General features: G+C 54.9%; 20 protein-coding genes. 3 read left to right on the top strand and 17 right to left on the bottom strand.

Translation table 11 applies throughout. The features are described from left to right. Positions 1–8: 8 nt before the first annotated feature. The 7 genes from ABRZ26_RS08725 to murQ form a co-directional block, all read right to left on the bottom strand. Positions 9–1,058: a fimbrial protein gene (locus ABRZ26_RS08725; RefSeq protein WP_319603870.1), complete on the bottom strand. Its 1,050-nt coding sequence runs from the start codon at positions 1,056–1,058 to the stop codon at positions 9–11. Positions 1,059–1,132: 74 nt separating this feature from the next. Then, complete coding sequence (locus ABRZ26_RS08720) at positions 1,133–3,745, bottom strand: fimbrial biogenesis usher protein (RefSeq protein WP_319603869.1); 2,613 nt, start codon at positions 3,743–3,745, stop codon at positions 1,133–1,135. 92 nt (positions 3,746–3,837) lie between these two features. Continuing rightward, positions 3,838–4,503, bottom strand: a complete 666-nt coding sequence (locus ABRZ26_RS08715) for a fimbria/pilus periplasmic chaperone (RefSeq protein ID WP_413556140.1) — start codon at positions 4,501–4,503, stop codon at positions 3,838–3,840. Positions 4,504–4,783: 280 nt separating this feature from the next. After that, on the bottom strand, positions 4,784–5,338 hold the full coding sequence (gene fimA, locus ABRZ26_RS08710) for a type 1 fimbrial major subunit FimA (protein ID WP_319603868.1): 555 nt from the start codon (positions 5,336–5,338) through the stop codon (positions 4,784–4,786). A gap of 649 nt (positions 5,339–5,987) precedes the next feature. After that, positions 5,988–6,596, bottom strand: a complete 609-nt coding sequence (locus tag ABRZ26_RS08705; RefSeq protein WP_319603867.1) for a helix-turn-helix domain-containing protein — start codon at positions 6,594–6,596, stop codon at positions 5,988–5,990. 557 nt (positions 6,597–7,153) lie between these two features. Beyond that, complete coding sequence (gene murP, locus ABRZ26_RS08700) at positions 7,154–8,599, bottom strand: PTS N-acetylmuramic acid transporter subunit IIBC (protein ID WP_319603866.1); 1,446 nt, start codon at positions 8,597–8,599, stop codon at positions 7,154–7,156. Further along, positions 8,583–9,512 (bottom strand): N-acetylmuramic acid 6-phosphate etherase, encoded by a 930-nt coding sequence (gene murQ, locus ABRZ26_RS08695; RefSeq protein ID WP_319603865.1) that lies wholly within the window; start codon positions 9,510–9,512, stop codon positions 8,583–8,585. Before murQ ends, murP begins: the two co-directional genes overlap by 17 nt. A 163-nt stretch (positions 9,513–9,675) precedes the next feature. Between murQ and ABRZ26_RS08690 the strand changes: the two genes are divergently transcribed. Further along, positions 9,676–10,548 carry an SIS domain-containing protein gene (locus ABRZ26_RS08690; protein ID WP_319603864.1) on the top strand — a complete coding sequence of 291 codons (873 nt, stop codon included), beginning with the start codon at positions 9,676–9,678 and terminating at the stop codon, positions 10,546–10,548. A 104-nt stretch (positions 10,549–10,652) separates the two neighbouring features. Here the strand turns inward: ABRZ26_RS08690 and ABRZ26_RS08685 are convergent, their stop codons facing one another. The 8 genes from ABRZ26_RS08685 to ABRZ26_RS08650 all read right to left on the bottom strand — a co-directional run bounded on the left by ABRZ26_RS08685 (position 10,653) and on the right by ABRZ26_RS08650 (position 20,393). Next, entirely contained in the window at positions 10,653–11,576 is a 924-nt protein-coding gene (locus ABRZ26_RS08685; RefSeq protein WP_319603863.1) for a DUF3829 domain-containing protein, read from the bottom strand. A gap of 423 nt (positions 11,577–11,999) precedes the next feature. Then, complete coding sequence (gene nhaA, locus ABRZ26_RS08680; protein ID WP_319603862.1) at positions 12,000–13,367, bottom strand: Na+/H+ antiporter NhaA; 1,368 nt, start codon at positions 13,365–13,367, stop codon at positions 12,000–12,002. Positions 13,368–13,595: 228 nt separating this feature from the next. Beyond that, positions 13,596–13,907: a hypothetical protein gene (locus ABRZ26_RS08675; RefSeq protein ID WP_319603861.1), complete on the bottom strand. Its 312-nt coding sequence runs from the start codon at positions 13,905–13,907 to the stop codon at positions 13,596–13,598. Between the two features lie 119 nt (positions 13,908–14,026). Further along, positions 14,027–16,093: an FAD-binding protein gene (locus ABRZ26_RS08670; RefSeq protein ID WP_413556142.1), complete on the bottom strand. Its 2,067-nt coding sequence runs from the start codon at positions 16,091–16,093 to the stop codon at positions 14,027–14,029. Between the two features lie 52 nt (positions 16,094–16,145). Further along, positions 16,146–17,402 (bottom strand): MFS transporter, encoded by a 1,257-nt coding sequence (locus tag ABRZ26_RS08665; protein ID WP_319603859.1) that lies wholly within the window; start codon positions 17,400–17,402, stop codon positions 16,146–16,148. A gap of 126 nt (positions 17,403–17,528) precedes the next feature. Continuing rightward, positions 17,529–18,377, bottom strand: coding sequence for a sugar phosphate isomerase/epimerase family protein (locus ABRZ26_RS08660; RefSeq protein ID WP_319603858.1), 849 nt, complete (start codon positions 18,375–18,377; stop codon positions 17,529–17,531). Positions 18,378–18,388: 11 nt separating this feature from the next. After that, positions 18,389–19,555, bottom strand: a complete 1,167-nt coding sequence (locus ABRZ26_RS08655; RefSeq protein WP_319603857.1) for a Gfo/Idh/MocA family protein — start codon at positions 19,553–19,555, stop codon at positions 18,389–18,391. Positions 19,556–19,604: 49 nt separating this feature from the next. After that, positions 19,605–20,393 carry a 3-ketoacyl-ACP reductase gene (locus ABRZ26_RS08650; RefSeq protein WP_319603856.1) on the bottom strand — a complete coding sequence of 263 codons (789 nt, stop codon included), beginning with the start codon at positions 20,391–20,393 and terminating at the stop codon, positions 19,605–19,607. Positions 20,394–20,722: 329 nt separating this feature from the next. Between ABRZ26_RS08650 and ABRZ26_RS08645 the strand changes: the two genes are divergently transcribed. Further along, complete coding sequence (locus tag ABRZ26_RS08645; protein ID WP_319603855.1) at positions 20,723–21,367, top strand: TetR/AcrR family transcriptional regulator; 645 nt, start codon at positions 20,723–20,725, stop codon at positions 21,365–21,367. A 609-nt stretch (positions 21,368–21,976) separates the two neighbouring features. After that, positions 21,977–23,131, top strand: a complete 1,155-nt coding sequence (locus ABRZ26_RS08640) for an MFS transporter (protein WP_319603854.1) — start codon at positions 21,977–21,979, stop codon at positions 23,129–23,131. A 95-nt stretch (positions 23,132–23,226) separates the two neighbouring features. Here the strand turns inward: ABRZ26_RS08640 and ABRZ26_RS08635 are convergent, their stop codons facing one another. Beyond that, on the bottom strand, positions 23,227–24,063 hold the full coding sequence (locus ABRZ26_RS08635) for an ABC transporter permease (RefSeq protein WP_319603853.1): 837 nt from the start codon (positions 24,061–24,063) through the stop codon (positions 23,227–23,229). Continuing rightward, positions 24,056–24,943, bottom strand: a complete 888-nt coding sequence (locus ABRZ26_RS08630; RefSeq protein ID WP_319603852.1) for an ATP-binding cassette domain-containing protein — start codon at positions 24,941–24,943, stop codon at positions 24,056–24,058. The genes ABRZ26_RS08635 and ABRZ26_RS08630 overlap by 8 nt, the downstream gene beginning before the upstream one ends. Between the last annotated feature and the right edge of the window lie 123 nt (positions 24,944–25,066).

Genomic DNA, 25,066 nt, shown 5'->3' with positions numbered 1-25,066 from the left:
TCCTCCTGCTAGTAAAAGTCGACGCGCAAATAGCCTTTACCTGTCGCCAGTCCGACCTGCGGCGTCTTGCCGGTGACGCTGACCGGATAAGCGCCTATCCTGACATTGGCGCTGGCGGCATCGTCAAGGACGAACGGGATCACGCTCGACAGGGTGTTGGGCGTCAACGGATTGTTGTCGCCGTCGGTGATGATGAAGCCGATATCGGCGTTGTCGGACACGATCATATTGTCTTTCACCGTATCGGCCTGCACGCGCAGCGACAGGCTGGTCTGCGCTTCAATACCCTTGCACTGAATACCGATGCTACGGCTGACGGGCGTGACGCCCTCCGCTTTTTGACCGACGGTTTTGAACGCGCCGGCGGACACGCTGCCGAAATCAATACTGATGATCTGGCCGGCATTCAGCTCACAGCTTTGCGGCACCGTGACCGTACCGCTCAAATAGCCTACGGCCAGCGGGCTGCCGGTTCCCTGCCCCGCGCCGCCCTGATTGGCGTACAGATAAAAAATCGGAATGGAGGATATCGTCGTGATACCGACGAAAGGACGTTTGATGCGAAAGTTGACCCGTACCTTGCTGCCGCTGGCCAGGGTTGTACCGCAGCGGCCGTTACAGTAATTATTGACGTCGGTGAACGGCACATACTGGTACTGAAGTTGTCCCAGATTGACGTTATTGATGGCGATCTGCGAGGCGACTTGCAGATAATCATTGCCGCTGATGTCGTACCATTTGGTATCGCCTTCGGCGACGGCGAAGGTCAGCGACGGGCCGACCTTTGAGGTGAAATAGGTATCGGGACCGCCTTTACATCCGCCGCCGATCGACGAGGAGCCTGAAGCGCTTTCATTCCGCCAGCCGGTTTCATAACCGGCATAGTTCTGGCTTGAGGCGATCGTATAATTAAAATTGTAGGTAGTCGGGGAACCGGTGGTCGTATTGCACTGAACGGCCCATCCCAACTGCGGCAGCCCCAGCGCCCCCGCCGTCAGCGCGATCCCCAGCGCCTTGCCGCGCGTGACGCAGACGATTTCTTTTACAAGTTTTTTCATTAGTGTTCCGCTTTTCATGCAAATACTGTTGGTCGATCTTGATCGCCGTCGCGCAGCATGTGCGACGTTTCGCGTTACTGGCATCCGGATTTGAGGTAAGTAATCGGCTGATTTTCGCTGCCGCCGGGCAAGGTGTAATCGACCAGACACTGCTGCTGCGCGCCGCCGCCCCATTCAACTTTCAGCGTGCCGTTTTTCGGCAAGCCGGACAGGAACACCTGGCCGTTATCGCCGACGATGCCGGTGTAGTCACTGTCGGTACGCGTCACTTGCGCCCCGAACGGCACAATCTTGCCGTTGCGCTGTTGCAGCGTAATCAACACGCGGCTGCCCACATGGGCGTGAAAGTCCGCCAGTACCAATGCGCCGCGCGTCGGCACCACGTTCACCACCGCGTTGTCGACTTCGGTATTGGTCTTGAGCGAATCGACATCCAGCGCAATGCGGTTGGCGCGATACACGCTGGCGTAGGGGATCACCGCATAACCGCGACGGTCGGTGCGAATGCCGGTGGTATTGTTTAGTCTCACATCTTCCGCGCCAGGCGCTTTGATCAGCACATTGGTGTCGCCCAGCGGTTGACTGAGGGTGATGCCGTTGGCGTGAGCGACGATGCCGCCATCCAAGCCGTAATTAACCTGATGGTAATCTCGGTAATAGCTATAACCGACGTTGCTATTGCCGTAAGCGCCCTGATAGTTGAGGTCGGCGCCGCCGCTATAGCCGATGTTTTTATTGCCGTAGCCCTGACGAACGCTGTAATTAAGATTATTGTCTTCCAGCAAGGTGCCGCTGACGCCAGCCTGATGAACGGTGCGGTGATGGTTGTCGGCGGTGGCGTTATAGGTCGCGTAAGCGCTGTTGCTGGAACTGCTGAAGATGCCTTTGTTGCGCACGGGACTCAGCCATTCGCCAAGCGGCAACGAGAGGTTGAGCGAAACCATCCGATCGCTATCGTCAAGCGCCCGGCTCTTGTTGTAGCTGTACGTCAGGTTATAACTAATGTGGTTATAGTTGCCGCTATAGCCCGCTTGCCACAGGTCGTTGGTGCGATCGCTCTGCCAATAGGTCTGCCGGTTGGCGGAAAAGAACAGCGAACCCAACCCATCGCCCAGTTGCTGAGAAATATTGGCCTGCATTTGGCTTTTCTTGGCGTGGCGCAGGTCGTAATAGTCGCGATAGACGACGCGATCGGTCACCGTATCGTCTAGGGTATAACCGCGCATATTCTTGTAGCTGGCTTCATCCAGCGTAAAGAACCCCTTGGTGGAGTAACGGTAGCCGAGCAGTTGAAAGTTGGTGCCGAATTCGTTAAGCGATTTAGCATATAAGAAACGCAGCGACTGTCCGTCATGTTCACTGTCGTCCGAGAGTCTGGTATGGGCTTGCGTGACATCCAGAGATAACGCCCCCCAATGCCCCAGGTTCTGCCCCGCGCCGATCGCCACAGATTTGTAGTCGTCCGATAATTGGCTGCCGCCATACAGCGTAGTGCCGTACGGCAATCCCCAGATCAGGGTACCCTGCGCGAATTTTGGTTTACTCTGCTGGCTAAGGTTGCTGCGGTATTCCGCCAGCGTAACGGCGTATTTAATGTGACCTTCGCGTTGCAGCAGCGGCACCGCCGAATAAGGGATGTTAAAGCTATTGACGCTGTTGTCGCTTTCAGTCACGGTCACTTGCAAATCGCCGCTCGATGACGTGGGGTACAAGTCGTTGATAACGAACGCGCCCGGCGCGACATAAGCCTGATAAATCACATAGCCGTTTTGTCGGACGGTGACCCGGGCGTTGCTTTTGGCGATGCCGCGGATCGTAGGCGCGAAACCGCGCAGGCTGTCCGGCAGCATGGTGTCGTCGGAGGCCAACTGCACGCCGCGAAATCCCAGACTGTCGAACACTTCGCCGGGCGTCGTGCTATCGCCGAGCGTCACCTGGCTGCGCCAGGGCGTAACGGCATGTTGCAGGTAGGTGCTAACGTGTTGCCAATCGCTGTTGCTGGCGTTGCGCTGCTTGCTGTAGTTCCAGGTGGAAAAGTCACGCAAACGCCAGCCCTGCCAGTTAATCCCGCTGTCTAAATTGAGAAAGTAATTGTCGCTGCGCGTATCGCCGGAGGTGTTGCTGCCGGTGAAATGGTAATTGAGCAACGCGGTGGTGATGCCGTCGTCCCACTGCTCCGGCGGAATGTAGCCGCGCCCGTTGTGACTCAGCGCGATTTGCGGCACGCTGAGATAGAGGCGTTGCAGCCCGAAGTCGAAGGTACTCGTGGCGTCAGGGATTGCCGTCGGCAACGAGAGGCATTTATCTTTTGGCGCGTCCGCGATAGCGTTGATACCGCCGACATTCACGCCGAACTGTTCCAGCATCGGGCGCGTCAGGCAGGCCTCCAGCCCGGTATTATCTGGAACGGATGCGGTTTTCGCGGCGGCCGGTCGGTCATGAAAGGCGACGTCGCGCGAAGCGACGAATTCGTCGTTGATATAAATATCCACACGATAAAGACCGGGCGGCTGTCCTTCACCCCGTTCAAAACGCGACAGGTCGGCAACGGCGGACGGATCGTTCGATAGAAACGATGGATTAAAATACTCTTCTGCCGATGCGCCGCCGAATGGGAGCGCGATGCTCAATATCATCGCCTGATAAAGCGGCTTCAGACGACAAGGTACAGGGATGAGCGACTGCATTCGAAAATCCTCGCTGTTTATAACGAAAACACGCCCGCGCGCGAAAATCGGGTCATTGCTTTAATCTCGGCGCCATTGGCCATGCGGAAAAATCACTTCAGCACGCCGTTCGCTTTAGGCGTATTGGCGCCGTAATCGTTGATGGTCTGATAGGTCAGATCACCGCTGGTTCCGGCCGGAAGCGGTATCGAAATGCTGCCTTTGGGCGGCACCATGGTGTTAGGCAGTTTTTTCCCGCTCCGGTAGATGTTTACCAACGTAATGTAATAAGGAGAGGGATTTTCGATATGGGCCGTCTCGCCGACGCGAGTGAAACGCAGTTGGCTTGGCGCATCGACGGGCGAAACATCCAGATTGGCGGGGCGAACGAACATTTTGATGCGGGACAAGACCGCCAGTTGCAGTACATTTTTGTCCTGAAGTTCATTTTTATCCACCGAAGGAATCGCCTTGACGTTCATCCAGAAGACAGACTCTCGGTCAGTGGGCAGCGGTTTGCCGACATACATAATACGCAGCGTGTTTTCCCCTTTGGGATTCACAACGAACAGCGGCGGCGTAACGACGAACTCGGTGGTTTTATTACCGGTGCTGTCTTCTACCCAGGACTGAATCAGAAAACGCGATTTCTCATCGCTATTATTAATAGCCAGTGATGTCTGGGGCGCGCCGGCGGGATAAATAACACGCGTTGCGCCAAGCCCGATGCCCCCGGCCTGCACGGCGTGAGAAACCGTCAACAGAGAAAGAAATACCATGCCGACGCGGGCTAATCGACGTAGCGGCATAGCATGTAATAATGGGGTATTGAACACGTTAGACCTCGTTGATGCATAAAAATAGACGCTGAACAGTCAGCTGTTTAAGGCGTTAGCGGCTGCGTTTCGGTCGGACGACAGGCGAAAATGGGAGCGACGGAGCGCCACCGCTCGGTGACGGTGAAGGGATGTCCTTGCAATAGCCCTTTTCAACTGAATCAGCCATCCCTGGCTTTATTCACGTCCTTGATACATGTTGCGAATTATTCGTACTGCCGAATTATTCGTACTGCATAGTAAAGGTGGCATCCGCATCAGCCTGACCAGGCGTTACCGTAGCCAGAGTTGATTTATAACGTGCGGTAAAGTTCAGCGTATTGGTGCCGCCGTTGACCAGAGTCTGCGCAGCGGAGAAAGTGGAACCATTTGGCGTCAGTACGCTACCTTTGCTGTCGGAAATTTCGATACCTACGCCGCCAGCGGTACCGGCGCCGCCACTGCTGATGTTGCTGGTAGCCAGTACGGTGTTGTCGCTGGTATCAGCTGAACCATTAAAGGCAACCGCTGCGGTAGTCGATACCGTGGTATCACAATCTTCCAGTTTGATAGTGAATGGCACTTTGGCGGAATAGGCCCCCACGCTGGTGAAGTTAGCGGTACGGTACTGGCCCAGGTTTACCGTCTGGTCGGCAGAATTGGTGCTGACGGCGCAGGCGGCGTTAACAATTTGGCCTTTAAAATGAACTGTACCGCCATTAACGGTTGTTGCGGCGGCAGCCAGGCCAGACGACAGCATTGATGCGCCGATCAGGGCACTGAGTAGTAATTTACGCATAAGTGACGATTCCTTATTACCAATAAAGGGCCACGTTAGTGGCTGATAAATGAATGTGGTTTATTGCCCACGAGGTTATTTCTCATCTTCCATCCTGAAATCAATATAAAAACGTGCTAAGAACGCGCTTAAATAGACTCCAGTGCAGTTACATCGAGAGAAAAGACATACACAACATCCTTGCCGCCCCTTATTATTTTCAAAAAACCGCCCCACAGACCAATCGACCAGAAAATGCCAGCAATACAAAACTAAAACGCAAATTGAAAAACGGAAATAGAACAAAAAGCCAAAGAGTGATAATTAAAACGTCAGCAGCAAAATAAAAAACTGCAAAACCACAGATAGCTCACAAAAACCTTAAATTGCAAAGTAAAATAAAAAAATCCATATGAATTGAAATATTAAAAAATTGTAAAACATCAATAAAAAACGTTATTCCACAACAACCAAGCGGCTTAAACAGCAAATAAAAATAAATAAATTAATATTAAATTAACTAAAAAAACAGGATGAAAAATAGGAAGGGAAATAAAGAAATGAAATTCATTGAAAATGATAGCGTCGCGTAACCTAATCTCTTACATTACAGAAAAAGATTAAATCACACGACCAGATCAAGTATTTATAAGATAAGCCAATATAAAAACTAGCTAAACGAGATACTTTTCAATCGCCCTCGTTCCAATTCAATCGCGTTTTCCGACTGTAATTTCTTCAAGATCCTGAAGATGGTACTTTTCGATAACGAGCTTCGCTCGGCGATATAGTTTAACACGCTGAAATGCTGTCTGACGTCCGGCGGGAGATTATGCAATGAAATCAGCATATTCCTTACGACGAAGTTCGAATCTCCGTCGTTATCGACACAAAAATCAACCAGTTGATGAAACCAGAAATTGACGATATTCAACACGTCGTCAAACCGCTGATAGGCGGTGACCACCCTGAAAGCAAGATCGAACGGCAGACATCTTATTTTTCCATAATCCACCCTTTCGATATAGATATCATCACCGCCGAATACGGCTAAAGACCAGCCCACAACTGCCGGCGGTAAAATAACCGAGATAACTTTATTATCCCGTGTTCGCTTCATTAAAAACTCGCCCTCATCAAGAAAATAGATAAATTGCTCGCCGTCGGAGCGAAGGTGATAGCGTCGTTTTCCCTTTACAATTTCACTGGGCGTTGCTAAGCGAGCATGCGGAGAAAGCGTTCTTGTCAGACGATGTATGGATTGCTGTAGATCAACCATTCGAATAACCTTGTCAAAAATAAAACACCAGAACGTTATCCATCAGGAGTAGACCATCCTGATGAATTTCGAGCCAGTCAATAAGCGTGCTCAATTGTATTATTTAGCCATATTATGAAATGAAAAATATGACTATCTATTTCCCGCGTAATTGAATTCTACTTTGGGATATGTTGTTAACTTAAAACTATTTAAAGCAAAAGAAATAAACCATCCTCCATATTTATTTTTAATAACGACACACAGAGGAAAAACAGTTGAAGTATAGACAAAATCCTTACATTTTCTGCCAAACGAAAAAAAATAAATAAAAAAGAACATATATCTAAAAATAGAGATAAAATAGAGCAAGAAGGAGGAAAAAACAATATAAACCCAAAACGGCAGCATATAATTCGATTAATTATCGGCCAAATAGCCTCAACCAGGTGATAAAGAAGAATTATCCTATTGTCAGGTGACAAGAAATGTTAAACAGATATGTCAAATTCTGTGCCATTTTGTAGATAAATCGGCAAAGCGCCCCGGCAACCGGGTTACGCCTTGCTCGCCTTCGCTCAGCTTAAATCGACATTTTTACTGCCGAAAAACCAGGTCAATACGAACCCCGCCGCATAGGACACCAGCAATCCCGCGACGTATACCCCGATACCGGCATAAATGCCCTGCCCGGAGGTCATCAGCGGAATAGACACCACGCCGGAAGGACCGAAAACGGTATTCAGGCCGACAGGCAAGCCCAGATAGGCGACCAGACCGATGAAAAATCCCCCGGCCGCGCCGCCCAGACAGGCGGTGACAAAGGGTTTCAGCCTGGGCAGCGTGACCCCGTAAATCAACGGTTCGCCAATACCGAGAATGCCCGGAATGATCGCCCCTTTGATCTGAGTACGCAGCACCGAGCCGGCTTTCGCTCTGACGAACAGCGCCGCCGACGCCCCGACCTGCCCGCCGCCGGCCATCGCCAGAATCGGAAACAGCGAGTTAAATCCCTGGGCATCCATCAGCGCGAAATAGACCGGAACAAAGCCCTGGTGAACGCCGAACATGACGGCGATCAGGAATAACCCGGCCAGCACCGCGCTGCCAATCGGGTTGCCATTCAGATGCAAGAACAGCCATGACATCCCCTTAAACAGTTCGCCCCCGACCGGCATGATCACCACGAACGTCACCGCCCCCATAATCAGCAGAGTAATCAGCGAAGTCAGGATCATATCCAGGTTGTCGGGCATAAATTTCCGCACCGTACGCTCAACCCAGGCGCCCATAATCGTGGCGATCAGTACGCCGATAATGCTGCCTCGGGGGTCGATGGGCAGGCCGAAGAAGTTATCGATTCCCGCATAGAAGCCTACTTTGGCGTCGGGTACATAGCCCAACACAAACAGCGAAGCGATGATGGCGCCGTTCACGCCGGTGCCGCCGAACGCCTTTTGCGCGTTATGGCCGATCAGAATGCTCAAAAAGGCGAACAATCCCTTGCTGAAGACCTTCATATAACCGATGGCGCCGACCAGTCGTTGGTCGGGCGACTCAACGCCCAGCACCAGACTTTGCTCCAGCAGGGTCGCGATCCCCAACAGCAGACCGGCAGCGATAAAACCGGGGATCAGCGGCGTAAAGATAGTGGCGAACTTGGTGAAAAAGCGATGAATAGCGCTGCTTTGTTTCGCTTTGATCTGCTGCTTATTTTCCGCGGCGATCGACTTGAGATCCCGGCTCACGGCGGAATTTTCCGGCGCGTCGCGGCTTAGCCGCGCGTTCATTATGTCGGCGGCGGTTTGCGCTTTACCGGGGCCAAGAACAATCTGTAGCTGATCGTCGCCCTCAATTACGCCCATCACGCCGGCGATACGTTTCAGTTCATCGAGTTCGACCAACTCCCGGTCTTGCAGCGTTAAACGCAGTCGCGTCATGCAGTTGCCGCAAAGCGCGATATTGCCGCCGCCGCCCACATGACCGAGGATCTGTTCAATCAGGGCTTCATTTATTTTCGCCATCGTGGTGATGTCCTGTGTCGTGTAATGCCGCGCGGATAAAGCCGTTGTTGCGCTTCAGAAGCCTGCTGGCGTCAGCGGCGGAAAGATGGGCCAGCACCATGACAATCGCCGTTTTGCAGTGGTTGCCGCACTGGCTCAGCGCCTCGCTTGCGCGCTGCTGACTGCATTCCGTGGCCTGCATGACGATGTTGATCTGGCGCTGCACCAGTTTGGCGTTGGTGGCTTCGACATCCACCATCAGGTTGCCGTACACTTTGCCGCTGCGGATCATCGACCCGGTGGTCAGCATATTCAGTACCAGCTTCTGCGCCGTCGCCGCTTTCATCCGCGATGAGCCGGTCACCACCTCGGCGCCGACCACAGGCTCGATGGCGATATCCGCCAGCCGGCTCATTTCGCTATTCGGGTTACAGGTCAGCGCGACCACCGCAGCGCCCAACGTACGGGCATAGCGCATTGCCCCCAGGACGTAAGGCGTACGGCCGCTGGCGGCGATCCCCACCAGCACATCGCGGGAATTGAAATTCAGATCGCGCAGATCCTGCTCGCCCTGCGCCGCGTTATCTTCGGCATTCTCCACCGCCTGCAAAATCGCCGGATGTCCGCCGGCGATCAGGCCGACGACCTGCCCGCGCGGCGTGCCGTAAGTCGGCGGACATTCGCTGGCGTCCAGAATGCCCAGCCGGCCTGAGGTACCCGCGCCACAGTAAATCAGGCGGCCGCCGCGGGTAAAAGCGGCGCTAATCGCGTCCACGGCCTGCGCCGCCTGCGGCAATACCCGCTCGACGGCAAAGGCCACCTTTTGATCTTCGGCATTAATAACCTGAAGCATCTCCAGCGTCGGCAGCGTATCAATATTTTCACTTGCCTGATTGCGGCTCTCGGTCACCAGGTTGGATAAATCTATTTTCATAAGCGGGTTGCGTCATATTTGTACAGTAAGGAATAATTTATACCTGATAATGGGCAAATAAAATAATATTTTATTACTCTGAGACCTTCGTCGCCCATTTTGTTTTTCGTCATCGGCAACGTAAGATGGCTTGGATCAGGCGTCGGCTATGTGAGTTTCCACCATGAGATACACGCAAAAAATTATTCAGAACAAAGCGATATTTACCCCTGGCGAGCGCAAGATCGCGGATTACGTGCTGGAAAATCCGGCGGCGTTAAAACAGCTTTCCTCGCAGGGACTGGCGGCCGTACTGGGCATCAGCCAATCCAGCATTATCAAATTCGCCCAGAAACTGGGCCTGAAAGGCTTTACCAATCTTAAGCTGGCGTTAATCGAAGAGTGGGGACAGCAGGCATCGCGGCAAAAACAGCGAAGTTCGCACATTCATAACGCCATCAGCAGTGATGACAGCCTGCCGGCGATCGCCGAGAAGTTATGCGCGGAAAAACAAAAAGCGCTGCGGGATACCACCGATAGTCTTGATTTCGCCCAGCTACAGCAGGCGGTTTCGCACATCCAGTCCGCCAAACGCATTCAGATTATCGGCGTGGGCAGTTCATCGCTGGTCGCCAAGGATCTGGCCTATAAGCTGATGAAAATCGGCTATCCGGTTATGCATGAACTGGATAGCCATGTGCAGATCACCGTCGCTCAGTCCCTCAACGCCGCCGATGTGCAAATCATCATTTCATTTTCCGGTAAACGGCGGGAACTGCTGATTGCCGCCGAGGCCGCTAAAAAAAGCGGCGCGACGCTGATCGCCATTACCGCCCTGCAACATAATCCGCTGCGCGAACTGGCGGACTACACGCTGGATACCGTCGCGGATGAAACCCGCTGGCGCAGCTCTTCCATCTCCGCCCGGACGGCGCAAAACACCATTATCGACCTGCTGTTTGTCTGCCTTTTGCAGCAAAACAGCGAACAAAGCCGCCGTTTTATCAAGCAAAGCCAAACGCTGGTCGATCGGTTAAGCAAACCGAGCGCCAGATGAGAAATGAAGATGGTGAAGCCAATGTCCCCAGCAGCCCGATCAAGGCGATGCCGCCGCAGGGTACGCGCAGCAAAACAGTATTCACCGCACGCCGTGCGATACGCTTATCCTCGGTTGTAAGAGTCAACCGCAGAGTTGTAGCCGCCGATCATAAACTGAAGATCGCTCGGATCTTTTGACTCTTTAAACTGGCGGTAATAGTTAATCTCGCTATAAAGATAATTGATCACCGAATTATTCGTCACGCCGGCTTTTTTAGGATCGGAATTCTGGTCAATAAGCCGTTGCAGGCTGGCAAGATTGTCCTGCATCTCTTTGGCGATGGCATCCGCTTTGGCGACTTTATCCTTATCCTGCACATCTTCCGCCGACTCGATCAGCGAAACCAACTGTTCCGCCAGGTTCAAGCTTTTCAACTGATGATAGGCGTACATGTTGCCGCCCTTTTTCACCGCGTCCAGTTGCTTACCCTGATTCTGGTGATACACCACGTCCAGCTTCGTCTGAAAAGCGGCGTAACTCCGCAACGCCTGATTCAGTTCATTCTTAATGCGGGCGTCCGCGCTTTTCCCTTTAGCCAGATCATCTGTTTTATATTCGGCCGTGTCATAATATTGTTTTAGTTGCTGCTCTTCATTATGCAAGACTTCAAGCTGTTTCTTTAAATCGGCGGCGGCCTGAGTTAATTCAGGACTCCCCTGATAATTTAACGCCTCCGCCTTGGTATATTGCTCCATGATGTAATTATAATTAATCGGCGTGAGTTTCAGCGAATAAATGCCTGAACTATCGCCTTTATCGATATTCTGCCGTACGTAACTGCTCGCCGCACTTTCCAATCCACCGATGTTATTGAGCTGGTTGCTTATTTCAACGTAATAACCGACAGCCTGCGTCTCTTTTTGATCCTCGGACTGGCTGCTGGCGGCGGCAGTGGGCTCCTTGCCTGGCCCATCGCATCCGGCCAGACCGCACAGTAAAAGCGCGGAAAACAGGGTAGTGAGAGTAAATTTTTTTGCATTATTCATATAAGTATTCGCTTTATTTTAGCCATAGAAAGAGTATCGGAATAATAGTCTTTTCAGGCATTCTATCGCAACATCAAACGCCGCGAATTAAAGCGCTGAATTCAGGAAAATCTTATGGTATTCCCGCCGTAAAAAGAGATTAAAAATACGGCGACTATCCTGAATAATAAACTTGAAATAATTAGCTTTGCAGCGCTGAAAGTAAGGGACAAACTCGCGGGGAACATCCGGCGAGAGGCAGGCATCTCTCATTAAATCCCGATGCGCAATCCAGGGGACGGGCAAATCTTCCAGGAGCAAATACGCACGCGACTTGCCGGGCAGAGGCCTGCAAATGGGCCGGGTAATACGGCCAGCGCACCCGTCGCCTGAAGTAGGGCGAGTGGCGACATCGCCGAAAACCGACGATGTCGCGTATCGATGCTAATCGCGTTCGCCGGCATTAACCGCGCGTGTCCGCCTCGCGTACAACGTACCCCATGCCATCCCCAACACGGCCGCCGTCAGCGAACCGAGCAACACGCCGAGCTTGGCCGCGCCCAGTTGATTTGCATCGGCAAACGCCAGCATGGCGATGAAGATGGACATGGTAAAGCCAATGCCCCCCAGCAGCCCGATCAGGACGATGCCGCCCCAGGATACGCCGGGCGGTCGGTTGCATAAGCCGATCCGCACCATCAGCCAGCTTACGCCGATGATGCCCAACGGCTTTCCTATCACCAGCCCGGCCATTACGCCGACCATCACCCAATGAGCCCCCTGCGCCGAGAGATCGACGCCCTGAATGCTGACCCCGGCATTAGCCAGCGCAAACAGGGGCATAATGAAAAACGCCACCCACGGATGAAGCGCCATTTGCACCCTCATCACCGGGGGAAGCAGCTCGCGTCTGGCTACGCGCAACTGGCGGAAAGGCTGGGCCAGTCCGCTCGCATCATTATTGCGGGCGGAACGTCCCGCCAGCTCATTACCGATGCGCCGTACCTTGTCTAATGCGGACTCCTGCGTCCGCGCCGGGAATACCGGCGTGATGAGCCCGAGCACCACGCCCGCTATCGTCGGATGCACGCCCATAATCAGAAAACCGCTCCAGATGATGACGCCGGGTATCAGATAGACCAGCGCCGCGCCGACACCGATTAATTGCAAACCGAAGACCAGTAAAATCCCGGCCCCGGCGATCGCCAGCCCGCTATAGTCGAGCCCGGAGGAATAAAAGAGGGCAATCATCACGATGGCGACAAGGTCGTCGATAATCGCCAGCGTGAGCAAAAACACCCGGACATTGGCGGGAATCGCCCGCCCCAGCAGCGCAAGCACGCCCACGGCAAAAGCGATATCGGTGGCGGTGGGTACCGCCCAGCCGTGATGACGCGTCGGGTCGCTGTTAAACAACACATAGATCAACGCGGGCAGCGCGACGCCGCCGAAAGCGGCCACGATCGGCAGCATCGCCTGTTTGATATGACTTAGCGCGCCGGCGTGAATTTCATACCTGATTTCCATGCCGACCACTAAAAAGAAGATCGCCATCAGCCCGTCATTAATCCAGAAATGCAGCGGCTGAGAAAATGAAAACGATCCGACGGCCAGGGAAACCGGCGTATGCCATAACTGATGGTAGCTGGCGGCGAAAGGGGAATTAGCCCAGATTAAGGCGACGGCCGCTGCGGCAAGCAACACAATGCCGCTGACGGATTCGATATGGGCAAAACGTTCTAGTGCGGCGAAAGCGCGTTCGGCGAACAGACGAACGCGGGGAATTTTACGCGGTGACAGGTCGCGCCTCATAACGTGACAACTCCGCGCGGCGGCCCGACCAACGCAAAATGATAACCTGCCTGACTGTCCTATACAGCCGACACCCGGCGAAAATTTATCACGCCGCGGCGTCGGGAGGCAAGGCCGGCTATGCGACGGCAACCGCCGCGCCGCCCTCATCCTTTCGCACGACGCTAAATCCCATCGGGTGGATTCTAAACGAGAATTTTACCGACAAGGCAACAATGCCGCCGGGCGTTATAACGGCGTCACCGCGTTGACCTGATGGTGAAAGACATAAGGATCGGACAGTAATTCGAACTGTTCGTCATCGGGATAGGTCACCGCCACGGCATAATGCTCGCCGGCAAACGCCGTCACCGCCGCGATGTCCCGCCAATATGTCGCCAGGAAAAAATGTTCCCACTCTCCCTGGGTTTCACGCCTGACGAACGCGCCCAGATTACCGTCGATCCCTGCTGAATGCTGAACGCCGGTACGCTGAAGGTGTTTAGCAAATGCTTCAGCATAATCCACCGGCACGCAGCCGTGCCATGTGCGCACTATCATGTTAATCATTCCCGTTTTTTATGAAGAGATTTAACAGATTAACATGACCTTGTTGAATAATCAGAATTTGGCCGCCCACCGAGCCGACGTCGCAAGACGGCCAATATTGCGCAACGTGGTTAACGATAAATTTCTCCGGTCAGGAAATCAGGCCAGTTTTTCTCGAAAAAGATAGTATCCAGATCGCCGAGCGGCCGTAACGGTCTGGCCTCGACAGTAAAACCCGACGGTTGATAGCTCACGAACAACTGCTGCCGTTTATGCTTCGGTTTTTCCGTCAGAAACCGATATTGCTCCAGCGCGCCGGCGCGGGTTATCGGGGTTTCCTCTCCCTGCGGGGAGCAAATGGCTCTGGCGCCCCGGCTGCCGCCCCCCTGGCGAATATAAAAATCCAGCGCGCTGAGAAGCGCTTCCGACGCCAACGCCATATGCCGCCATTGGAAACTGACCGCCGCCTTATTGACGAAAGGGATGGCGATACCGCGCGCGCGTATCTGTTCATTCAAACGCCTGGCGGCCAGCAGCGCCCCTTCGACCTCATCGGCGTAGCAGATAAATCCGGCTTTATCGCTCATCCGCTGCTGAATGTCCCGCTTGATATCGTCAATAGCCAGACCGTTTTCATTCTCCATTCCCGACGCGATTGTTTGCGCGCAGTCCTGAATCTGGTGCAGCAGCCCGCTCACCGCTATCGGCGAAATTTCGCCCTGATTGGCGATTTTCCGGGCGCAACGCATGCCGAACACCTGTCCGGCGTTCAACGCCGCGCCGCCCGGCCGGGTAACGCCATGAGTACCGGCCGCCTCCCCCACCGCAAAACAACCGGTAAGCGAGGTTTGCCCCCACATATCCACCGCCAGCCCGCCGTTCATATGCTGATGGTTGACGTTAAACGGCAGCGGCGCGATGCCGATATCGTGGCCATGATGTTTATATAGCTCGATAGCCAGCGGGTTCATGCGCCGCAGCCGGTCGATCGGCTGAGCCAGCAACGCCTCATTATTCGCCAGATACTGCGCGACATCGTCATCCAGTTCGGTCAGGCTGAATGGCCGATCGCCAGGCACCGGCTGCGGATTGCGATTGAAATCCATATAGATCGTACGCCCCAGTTGGGACTCGGAAAAAATCGCCAGATCGACCAGGCTGGAGCCAAAATTCAGCATACGGGTAGCGTGGATCGGCCACTGATACCCCTTCCTGAAAATGTTTGACGCCAGTTCCCGCGTGGTACGGTAATAGTCAGCCAGAAAATTATGTTCCCGGCCCTGTTCGTCTACCGAGTACAGATACGGCATACACTGAACATAGGTTCCCGACAGGTTCCACGGAAACTCATCGCGTCGGGTACCGATGCCGAATTGATTTTCAGTCAGGTTGACGGCATGGATCCCCGCTTCCAGCCCCAAACCCAGCGAACCGAAACAACGGTTGGGATAGACGCTATCGCGAAACAATTCCCCAGGCCCGCCCGCGGCCAGCACCAGCGCCGGGCAGAGATACAGCGCCAGACCGGCGGGGTTATCGCCGCAACGGGCGCCGGTGTTGATCGCCAGCGCGCCCGCGATCCGCCGTTCATCATGACGCTCGTCAATGAGCAGGCGAATAATCGTCGAGTGATCGACGAAAGGCACGGCTAACCGGTTCGCCTCTTCAGCCAATACTTTCACCATCAGGCGCGAGGTGCGCGGGCCGCAGCTGGTGGCGCGCCCCGCCTCGTCATGATCGGTCTGATAACGCAAGCAGGCGCCGTAGCGATCTTCCGGCAACGGCAGGCCGATGTATTTCAAACCGGCGAACGCCTCAATAGAGCCGACGGCCTCGACATAGGCCGTATCGGCATCCATTGCCCCGCCGGCGCTCAGCGCATTCGCCAGTTGAATAAAGTTATCCCCGCCCTTGCTGGTGGCGGCGGTATGCAGCGTCTGCTTATCCGAGCCGGAGCAGGCCGAGGTTCCCCAAAACAGCGTCTGCGTAGCGACCAGCACATCCACCTGTCGGCGTTTGAGCTCCACCGCGGCGCGCAATCCGGCGGCGCCGCTGCCTACCACCAGCGCCTCGCAGCGATAGACAGGGATAACAATCCCCTGAGCCAACGCCAGGGTTTCATCCGGCTGGCGGGCGGCGGTGTGCTTGGGCATTTCGACATCGGTTAACTGGTCCAGCGTATTCTGCGAAATAATCATTGCCATATTCGGTTCACTCATTGAAATCTATTATGCAGGCGATCGGTGACGATCAGACGAGATGCTTGCGCGCGGAAACCGCCTCCGAGGCCGGTTGTTCGGCGGCGTTATCCGCGCCCGCCTCGATTTTGTTCACTTTCAGCAGCAGCAGACTGCTCAATGCCATCAGACAGGCGGCGAAAAACCACACCACCGGCATGTCATAGCGATCGGACAGGTAGCCCGCCAGCACCGGAGAAATACCGCCGGCAATCATGCCGATATTCATGACAAACCCAATGGCCGCGCCGCGAATGGCGGCCGGCACCAGTTCTGAGGTAAAGGAGAGCACCAGCGGAGTAATGGGATAACCGATAAAGCCGAGCAGCATCACCAGCACCACCACCGCCGCGATCGGCAGTTGGATGATCAGAGAAGCCATCAGCAATCCGCTGGCGACGGTGATGCCGATCAAAATCCATCTTTTGCGGGAGAAATTGCCTTTATCGCAGTATCGCCCCAGCAGAAAACCGCCCAGCGCGCCGGTCAGACCAAGCAGACTGGCGATGGTGCCGGCCATACTCATGGGCATTTGTTTGGCGTTCATCAGGAACGTCGGCGCCCAGAGCAGCACGATCCACCAACCGCACAGCAGCAGAAAATAGTAGAGCGCCATCATCACCACGGACGGAGTGCTGAACAGCAGAGACAAGGGAACTTTTTCTTTGACCACGCCGGCATTGGCAGCCGTTCCAGCGGATTTAGGCTCTGTTTTTACCAGGACGGCGTAAAGGATCGCCACCACGATCCCCAGCCCGCCGGCGACGTAAAAAACCATGCGCCAACCGTAAACCGGCCCCAGTACCGCCCCCAGCCAGGTGCCGAAAAAACCGCCGATTGGGTAGCCCATCCAGTACAGCGACATCACGGTGGTGCGCTGTTTTTCGGAGGTCACGTTAGCCACTTCCAGCGATGCGGCGGGCCAGAATATGCCCTCGCCGATCCCCGTCATAACGCGATAGAAAATTAATGCGGTGAGACTGCCCGCCAGTCCGGTAAATACCGTGGCGAGTGAAAATAGCGTTAATCCAAGAATTAATACCGGTTTACCGCTGAGTTTATCGGAGATAATGCCTGAGACGAATAAAAACAGGATAAAACCATAAAAGAAAGAGCTGAGTAAAATACCGGAGCTGCCTTTCCCCAGACCAAAATCCTGAGAAATCAAGCCAATGGCTGAGGACACGGTCATTCGGTCGACGGAATACATCATATAACCGAGACCGCAAAGGACGGACACCAATATCATTTTTTTTGTATCTGTATTCATAATTTCCCCGGCTGATAAAAGTCGCAACGAGAATTGAATTTCACCTCAGCGGCCAAATAAATGACCGCCGGCATGCTTTCTATGTCAGAGATACAACAACGACTGGGATAATATTTTTCCGGTGGTCTAACAACACGCCAGATGACGTTGTTTACACGTCTCCAGCACTTCATCGGGATCGCGCAGCCACCAGTTTTTGGCGGAGAAGATCTCGACTTCATGAAATCCGCGGTATCCCTGCGCTTCCACCGTCCAGCGGGCCGCGCGGATATCGATAACGCCATCGCCCATCATGCCGCGATCGAGCAACAGATCTTGCGTGGATGCCAGCCAGTCGCAGATATGAAAAGCCAGCAGTCGTGATTTCCCAGCGCGTTCAACCTGTTGACTGAATTTGGGATCCCACCAGGTATGGTAGAGGTCGACGGCGATCCCCAGCCCGTCATCGCCCAGTTCGTCGCACAAATCGTTGGCGTGTTCGAGCGTATTGACGCAGGCGCGGTCGGCGGCATACATCGGGTGCAGCGGTTCGATAGCCAGCGGCATGGCGACCGAACGGGAATATTCCAGCATGGTCGCCAGTCCGTCCCGTACCTGTCCGCGCGCCTGACTGAGATCCTTGCTGCCTTCCGGCAGGCCGCCGACCACCAGCACCAGGCATTGCGCGTTCAGTTCCAGCGCTTCATCCACCGCGCGGCGATTATCGTCATCGTTGAGGCGACGCTGCTGCGCGGTCGCGCCGGGAAACATGCCGCCGCGGCAATAACCGGTAACCGTCAGTTGATGGGCGCGGATGCGGCGCGCGGCCTCTTTCACCCCCAGCGCATGGGTTTGATCGCGCCACGGGGAAATACCGCGGATTTCATGACGGGCGCAGCCATCGATGATTTTATCGAGCGTCCACTGCTGGCGTACCGTAGCCGTATTGAGTGACAGCAGGTTGGCGTCGGGCCGTTGGTTATGATGTTCAGACATCGTATGATTCCTTATTCAGCGCCGTCATTACGGTTCAATGGCGGAACGTCTATCCAGCGGCGTTCGCGCCAACTTTGCAGCGCAAGCTCGACCAATTGCACGCCTTTCGCCCCTTCCAGCAGATTCCACTGGAAGTCGCCCTCGCCCCATACGTGCCGCAGGAACAGTTCCCATTGCACTTTGAAGGCATTGTCGTAAATCTTATTTTCAGGCATCGGCGCCCAGTCCTGGTAGAAGTCGTGGGTTTGGCGTACATCCGGATTCCACACCGGTTTAGGGGTATTGACGCCGGACTGGATACGGCAATCGGTCAGACCGGCCACCGCCGATCCATTGACGCCATCGACCTGAAAAGTCACCAGATCGTCCCGCCTTACGCGCACGCACCACGAGCTATTGATTTGCACCACGACGCCATTGTGCAGTTCAAACGTGGCATAGGCGGCGTCATCGGCCGTTGCGGCATAGGGTTGACCGTTTTCATCCCAGCGTTGCGGAATGTGCGTCGCGCCAAAGCAACTCAGACTTTTTATTTCGCCGAAAAGATTGTCGATGACGTAACGCCAGTGGCAAATCATATCCAGAATGATGCCGCCGCCATCCTGCTGACGGTAATTCCAGGAAGGACGCTGAGCCGGTTGCAGATCGCCGTCGAAAACCCAGTAGCCGAACTCGCCCCGCACGGAAAGCACTTTGCCGAAAAAGCCGGACTGGTTAAGCATCTGAAGTTTTTGCAAACCGGGCAGCCAGAGCTTGTCCTGAACGACGCCGTGTTTCACCCCGCGTTCTTCCGCGCAGCGGTAAAGATCGAGCGCTTCCGCCAGGCTAACCGCGACGGGTTTTTCGCTGTAGATATGTTTCCCGGCGGCGATCGCCTGCTTTAATAATGCCGGGCGCGCCTGCGTCGTGGCCGCATCAAAGAAAATGGTATCTTGCGGATTGTCGAGCGCCTGCGCCAAATCGGTCGTCCAACGGTCGATCTGGTAGCGGCGGGCGAGCGCGGCGATTTTATCTTCATTGCGCCCCACCAAAATAGGATCGGGCATCAGGCGATCGCCATTCGCCAACGCCACGCCGCCCTGCTGACGGATGGCGACGATAGAACGAATCAAATGCTGATTTTTCCCCATGCGGCCGGTAACGCCATGCATGATGATGCCAATAGAATGTGTTGCCATTGATGATTTCCCCCGGTGTCGCTTTCGCACTAACTACTTGTTGTTTTTATTAAAAATGAGGAACATTCAGCCCGCCGTCGACATTGATAATTTGTCCGACGGTAAACGGCAGGCGACCCGCCGCCAGCGTTTGCACCACCTCAGCGACATCCTGCGTTTCTCCCCAGCGCTTCATCGGCACCAGACCATCTGCAATCTGTCGATCGTACTTAGGCTTCACCACGCGGGTCATATCCGTATTGATAATGCCGGGTCGCACCTCATAAACGCCGATCCCCTCTTCGGCCAGACGTAAGGCGAAAAGCTGGGTAACCATGCTGGCCGCCGCTTTGGAGATACAGTATTCGGCGCGGCTGATAGACAGGATCGAGGCGCTGCACGAGGTAATATTGATAATGCTGCGACGATGACCGCCCAGTTCGCCCTGCCGCAGCATGATGCGCGCGACGCGTTGGCTGAGAAAAAACATCGCCTGCGCGTTGATATCCAGGCAGTACTGGTAGTTTTCGGCGCTGACGTCCAGCAGATCGCCGCGCTGTTTCGCCGCGGTGCCGGCATTATTGACCAGGCAGTCCAACCGTCCCCAGCGTTCGAGAATACGATCCAGCATCGGTTGGTGTTGTTCGAGTTCCGCCACGTTGCCGGAGCAAGCCATCGCTTCCACGCCATACTCGCCGAGCAGATCGACCAACGCCTGCTGGCGTAACAGGCCGTCAGGCGTATCCCGACCGTTAATCGCGACATTAAATCCCTGTTTAGCCAATTCAATGGCGCACTGCCTGCCAATGCCCCGCGTTGATCCGGTAATCAATGCCACTGGACGCGTTGTTGTCGTCATATGAACTCCATTGTTTTATTATTCAGTGAATTATAATCAACCAACCGTTTGGTTATTTGCGAATTCTAGAGCGGATTCGGGGTAAAAAAAATGATCCGACTCGCATAACCAACCAACCGGTTGATACATTTTTGAGCAGGATCACAATATCAATCATGACGCGGACCTTGGGGTTTGATACGGAGACCGATAGCGCGCATTGCGGGTTTGCCGCCAAAGTTAACATCGGCCATTGTTATTGCGCACGGACGCTATGGTAGGATGAAACGCGCCAACGACGGTTTTTCGGCGGCAAAAAATACATCTGATCAATACTTTGAGGTGGTGGCGTGGCAAAAGAAGCAAAGCCAAGACGTAAACGTGACCCGGTACTGACCCAGGCGAGAATCCTTGCCGCCGCAAGCCAGGAGTTTGCGGAGAAAGGATTCGACGGCGCCCGCGTTGAGCAAATCGCCAGCTTGGCTGATATCAATAAACAACTTATTTATCATTATTTTAATAATAAGGATGAGCTGTTCACCCGCGTACTGGAAGACGCCTATCGCGGAATTCGCAAAGAAGAAGCGGCATTGCAGTTGGACCACCTGCCGGCGGATCGGGCGATTTTGCAACTGGTGGATTTCACCTGGCATTACTACCTGGAACACCCCGAATTTATTCGGCTGTTGAGTAGCGAAAACCAGCAAAAAGCCCGCCACTTAAAAGCCTCGCGCAACATCGACGATATCAATCTCAGCTGGCAAGGGATCTCGCAGTCGCTGCTCGATCGCGGCGAACGTGAAGGAACCGTACGAATGGGGCTGGACGCCATGCAGTTGAACATCTCGATCTCTGCGTTGGGTTTTTTCTATCTAATCAATTGCTCCACCCTCTCCATCGTCTACCAGCAGGATCTCACGGCGGCGGAAGCGCTGGATAAGCGTCTGGCCGTCATGCGCGATACCATCGCCTGCTGGATACGCCCGGTGAAGTAAGGGCAACGTTGCCGCTACCCCCACCCGGCCTCCCCCTTATCAGGGCTGTCTCTTAGTCACAAATGCGGGAGCGCTAACGGGGTTGGCTGTTATGCGGCGTAAAAAATTATGCTGAGGAGATAGCAGGCTTAGGATGAGCCGCATGGACGCGGCGAAAGCTTGCGCCACGTTGGGAACGTGTCGCAAGCGGTCCGTTAAGCCTGATACCGACGAAGGCACCGCGCAGCGGCATAATTTAGCCGCAAGCCCGGGTTCATAGGGGGCTGGCGCTTGGGCCCCCTATGTCGGGCGCGTGCTACGACGTAGCATGGAAATGGCGGCATTGTGGCGCACGAAACTGCCTCTGAGTCCGCATAAATATGTGACCAAGAGACAGCTTATCAGGGGGAGGCTGGGTGGGGTCAATCGCAGCACAAGCGATAAAGGTTTATTGTTGATCGAACAGCAATTATCTTTCGCCACGATCAGACTGTATCTGGAATATCAGAAGCGGATACAATGCGCCTGCATGCTTATGTCTTTTTGTCTGCGGATTCGCCGACAAGGGCCGTTTCAGAAATAACGCAAGGCCGGTTTCTTTCGTTCCTCTATTATCAGGATTAGCTGTCGATGAAACTCAATTTTCCACTGGTGGCCTTAGCCACAGGCGCATTCGCCATTGGTACCACCGAATTCTCCCCAATGGGATTATTGCCGGTTATCGCGCGCGGAGTTGATGTCTCCATCCCCGCGGCAGGTATGCTAGTCAGCGCCTATGCCATCGGCGTGATGATCGGCGCGCCGGTAATGACCCTTCTGCTGTCGCGTTATTCCCATCGCAGCGCGTTGATTTTCCTGATGAGCATTTTCACCCTGGGAAATCTGTTATCGGCGCTCTCGCCCAACTATACGGTGCTGCTGCTTTCCCGCCTGATCACCAGCCTGAATCACGGCGCTTTTTTTGGCCTCGGATCGGTGGTCGCCGCCAGCGTGGTGAGCAGGGATAAACAGGCCAGCGCCGTCGCCACCATGTTTATGGGCTTGACCATCGCCAATATCGGCGGCGTGCCGGCGGCGACCTGGCTAGGGGAAATGATCGGCTGGCGCATGTCTTTTGCCGCGATATCCGTATTGGGATTGGCGGCGATGCTAAGCCTGCTGCTGTCGCTCCCAGCGGGAAAGGCGGGCCAGCGCCCGCAGGTTCGCCAGGAGCTGGCGGTGCTGACCCGCCCGGTGGTGGTGATGTCGCTATTGACCACCGTACTGGGCGCCGGCGCCATGTTCACCCTGTACACCTACATTTCACCGGTGCTGGCCACCCTCGCCGATGCATCGCCGGCGTTTATCACCGTCATGTTGATATTGATTGGCGTCGGCTTTTCACTCGGCAACTATCTGGGCGGCCGCCTGGCCGATCGCTCGGTCAACGGGACGCTGAAAGGCTTTTTTCTGCTGCTGATTGTGTCGATGCTGGCTATTCCCTGGCTGGCGAGAACAGAAATCGGCGCGGCGTTCAGCATGATTGTATGGGGCATGGCGACTTTTGGCGTGGTGCCGCCGCTGCAAATGAACGTGATGCGGGTCGCCCATGAAGCGCCGGGCTTATCCGCATCGGTCAATATCGGCGCGTTTAATCTGGGCAATGCGTTAGGCGCCGCCGCGGGCGGCGCGGTGATCGCGGGCGGGCTGAGTTACGCCTATATCCCGGTCGCCGGCGCGTTGATCGCCGGCCTCGGGCTGCTGCTGGTGCTGTATTATTCCCGCGGTCAGCGCGCCCGGGCATAAGATCGCAGCCATTCGCGCTGGCGGCGTGCGGGGATTAAGAAGAAATATCCGGCGCTCGGGCGCGCTTCCCATCGCCTTTCGCGTTTGAAGCGCCGCTACTCCCTGGTCGGCGACTGACGGCACAGGCTGGCGGACAGGCGATCCAGCAGAATCGCCATCAGCACCACCACAAAACCGCTCTGCAATCCCTGCCCGACGTCCAGTTGCTGAATGCTGGTCAGAATATCGTTGCCCAGCCCGCCGGCGCCGACCATCGAGGCGATAATCACCATCGACATCGCCATCATGATGGTCTGGTTCACCCCCGCCATAATCGACGGCAAGGCATTGGGCAATTGCACTTTCAGCAGCAGCTGACGCGGGGTACAGCCGAACGCCAGCCCGGCCTCGATCAGTATTTTATCCACCTGGCGGATCCCTAAATCGGTTAAGCGCACCACCGGCGGCATCGAAAACAGTACCGTGGCGAAAATGCCCGGCGGCCTGCCGAGGCCAAACAGAATGGTCGCCGGGATCAGATAAACAAACGCCGGCATGGTCTGCATGAAATCCAGCAGCGGCCGCACCGCCATACCGATGCGGCGATGTCGGGCAATCAGAATGCCCAGCGGAATACCAAGCAACAGGCTGAAAAACGTCGCCGACAAGGTCAGGCCCAGGGTTATCGCCGCGTGCTGCGCATAGCCGCTGTAGACGATATACAGCGTCGCGGCCGCGCTGAACAGCGCGAATCCCCAACCCAGCCGCCACCAGCTCAGCGCCACCGCCAGCAGCACCAGCCCCCAGGGGGAGAGCAGCAGCAATCCCTGTTCCAGTCCGCCGGAGACGCCGTCGAGCAGCGCGGCGATAAATTCGAATATCTCGCCATGCTGGCTCAGCAGATAGCGCACCGCGTCGTCAATCTGGCTGCTGAAATTTAACGGTTCAGCCATGAGTGGTTCCTCCCGGCGCGGATGTTGAGTAAATATCGGCATAGCTTTCCGCCAGCACATAGCGCGACGTATCAATCCCGGAGAAGAAGCGTTGCACATAGGCGTTGGCCGGCGCATTCACCAGCTGTTCGGCGGTGCCGATCTGCACCAGACGTCCGTGTTCCATAATCGCAATCCGGTTGCCGATGCGCAGCGCTTCTTCGATATCGTGGGTGACGAAAACGATGGTGCGCTGCTGCTCCGCCTGTAGCCGCAGCAGCAGGCTCTGCATTTCCCGGCGGTTAATCGGGTCCAGCGCGGAAAAGGCTTCGTCCATCAGCAACAGCGTCGGATTAACCAGCAGCGCCCGCGCCAGCCCGACGCGCTGCTGCATGCCGCCGGAGAGCTGGTGCGGCATATGGCGGGCGACCTGCGCCAGCCCCACCTGTTCCAGCGCCGCCAGCGCAGCCTGATATCTGGCGGCGGCCTTGACCCCCGACAGTTCCAGGCCGAACGCCACGTTATCCAGTACGTTGCGCCGCGGCAATAAGGCGAATGACTGAAAAACCATACTCATGGAACGACGGCGAAGATCGATTAATTCCGCCGCCGATAAAGCGGAAAGCGCGTTATTTTCAAAAAATATCTCGCCCGCCGTCGGTTCAATTAACCGATTGAGTGTACGCAATAAAGTTGATTTACCCGATCCGGACAATCCGACGATAACGAATATTTCCCCCTGGCGGATATGCAACGAAACATTATTTAATGCCACCGACCAACCGTGCTTGGATAATAATTCCGCGGCGTCCTTTCCCGCCTGTAAATAAGGGATCGCTTTATGTGCGCCGGGGCCAAAAACTTTATATAGCCCTTCAATTCGAATCAATTTCTCAGCCATTGATCACCTGATATTTATATTTTCTATATGTCGAGCATGCTGCTGACGGAAGTGAGTCATCCGCATATCGGGGCTCACTGTATAAGAAATAACACCGCGCCAATAAAACTTTATCATCTGAGT

The organism is Brenneria sp. L4-2C (genome assembly GCF_040240335.1).
GTDB lineage: Bacteria > Pseudomonadota > Gammaproteobacteria > Enterobacterales > Enterobacteriaceae > Brenneria.
The sequence above is the reverse complement of the archived record's forward strand: the minus strand, read 5'-3'. Positions and strand labels throughout refer to the sequence as shown.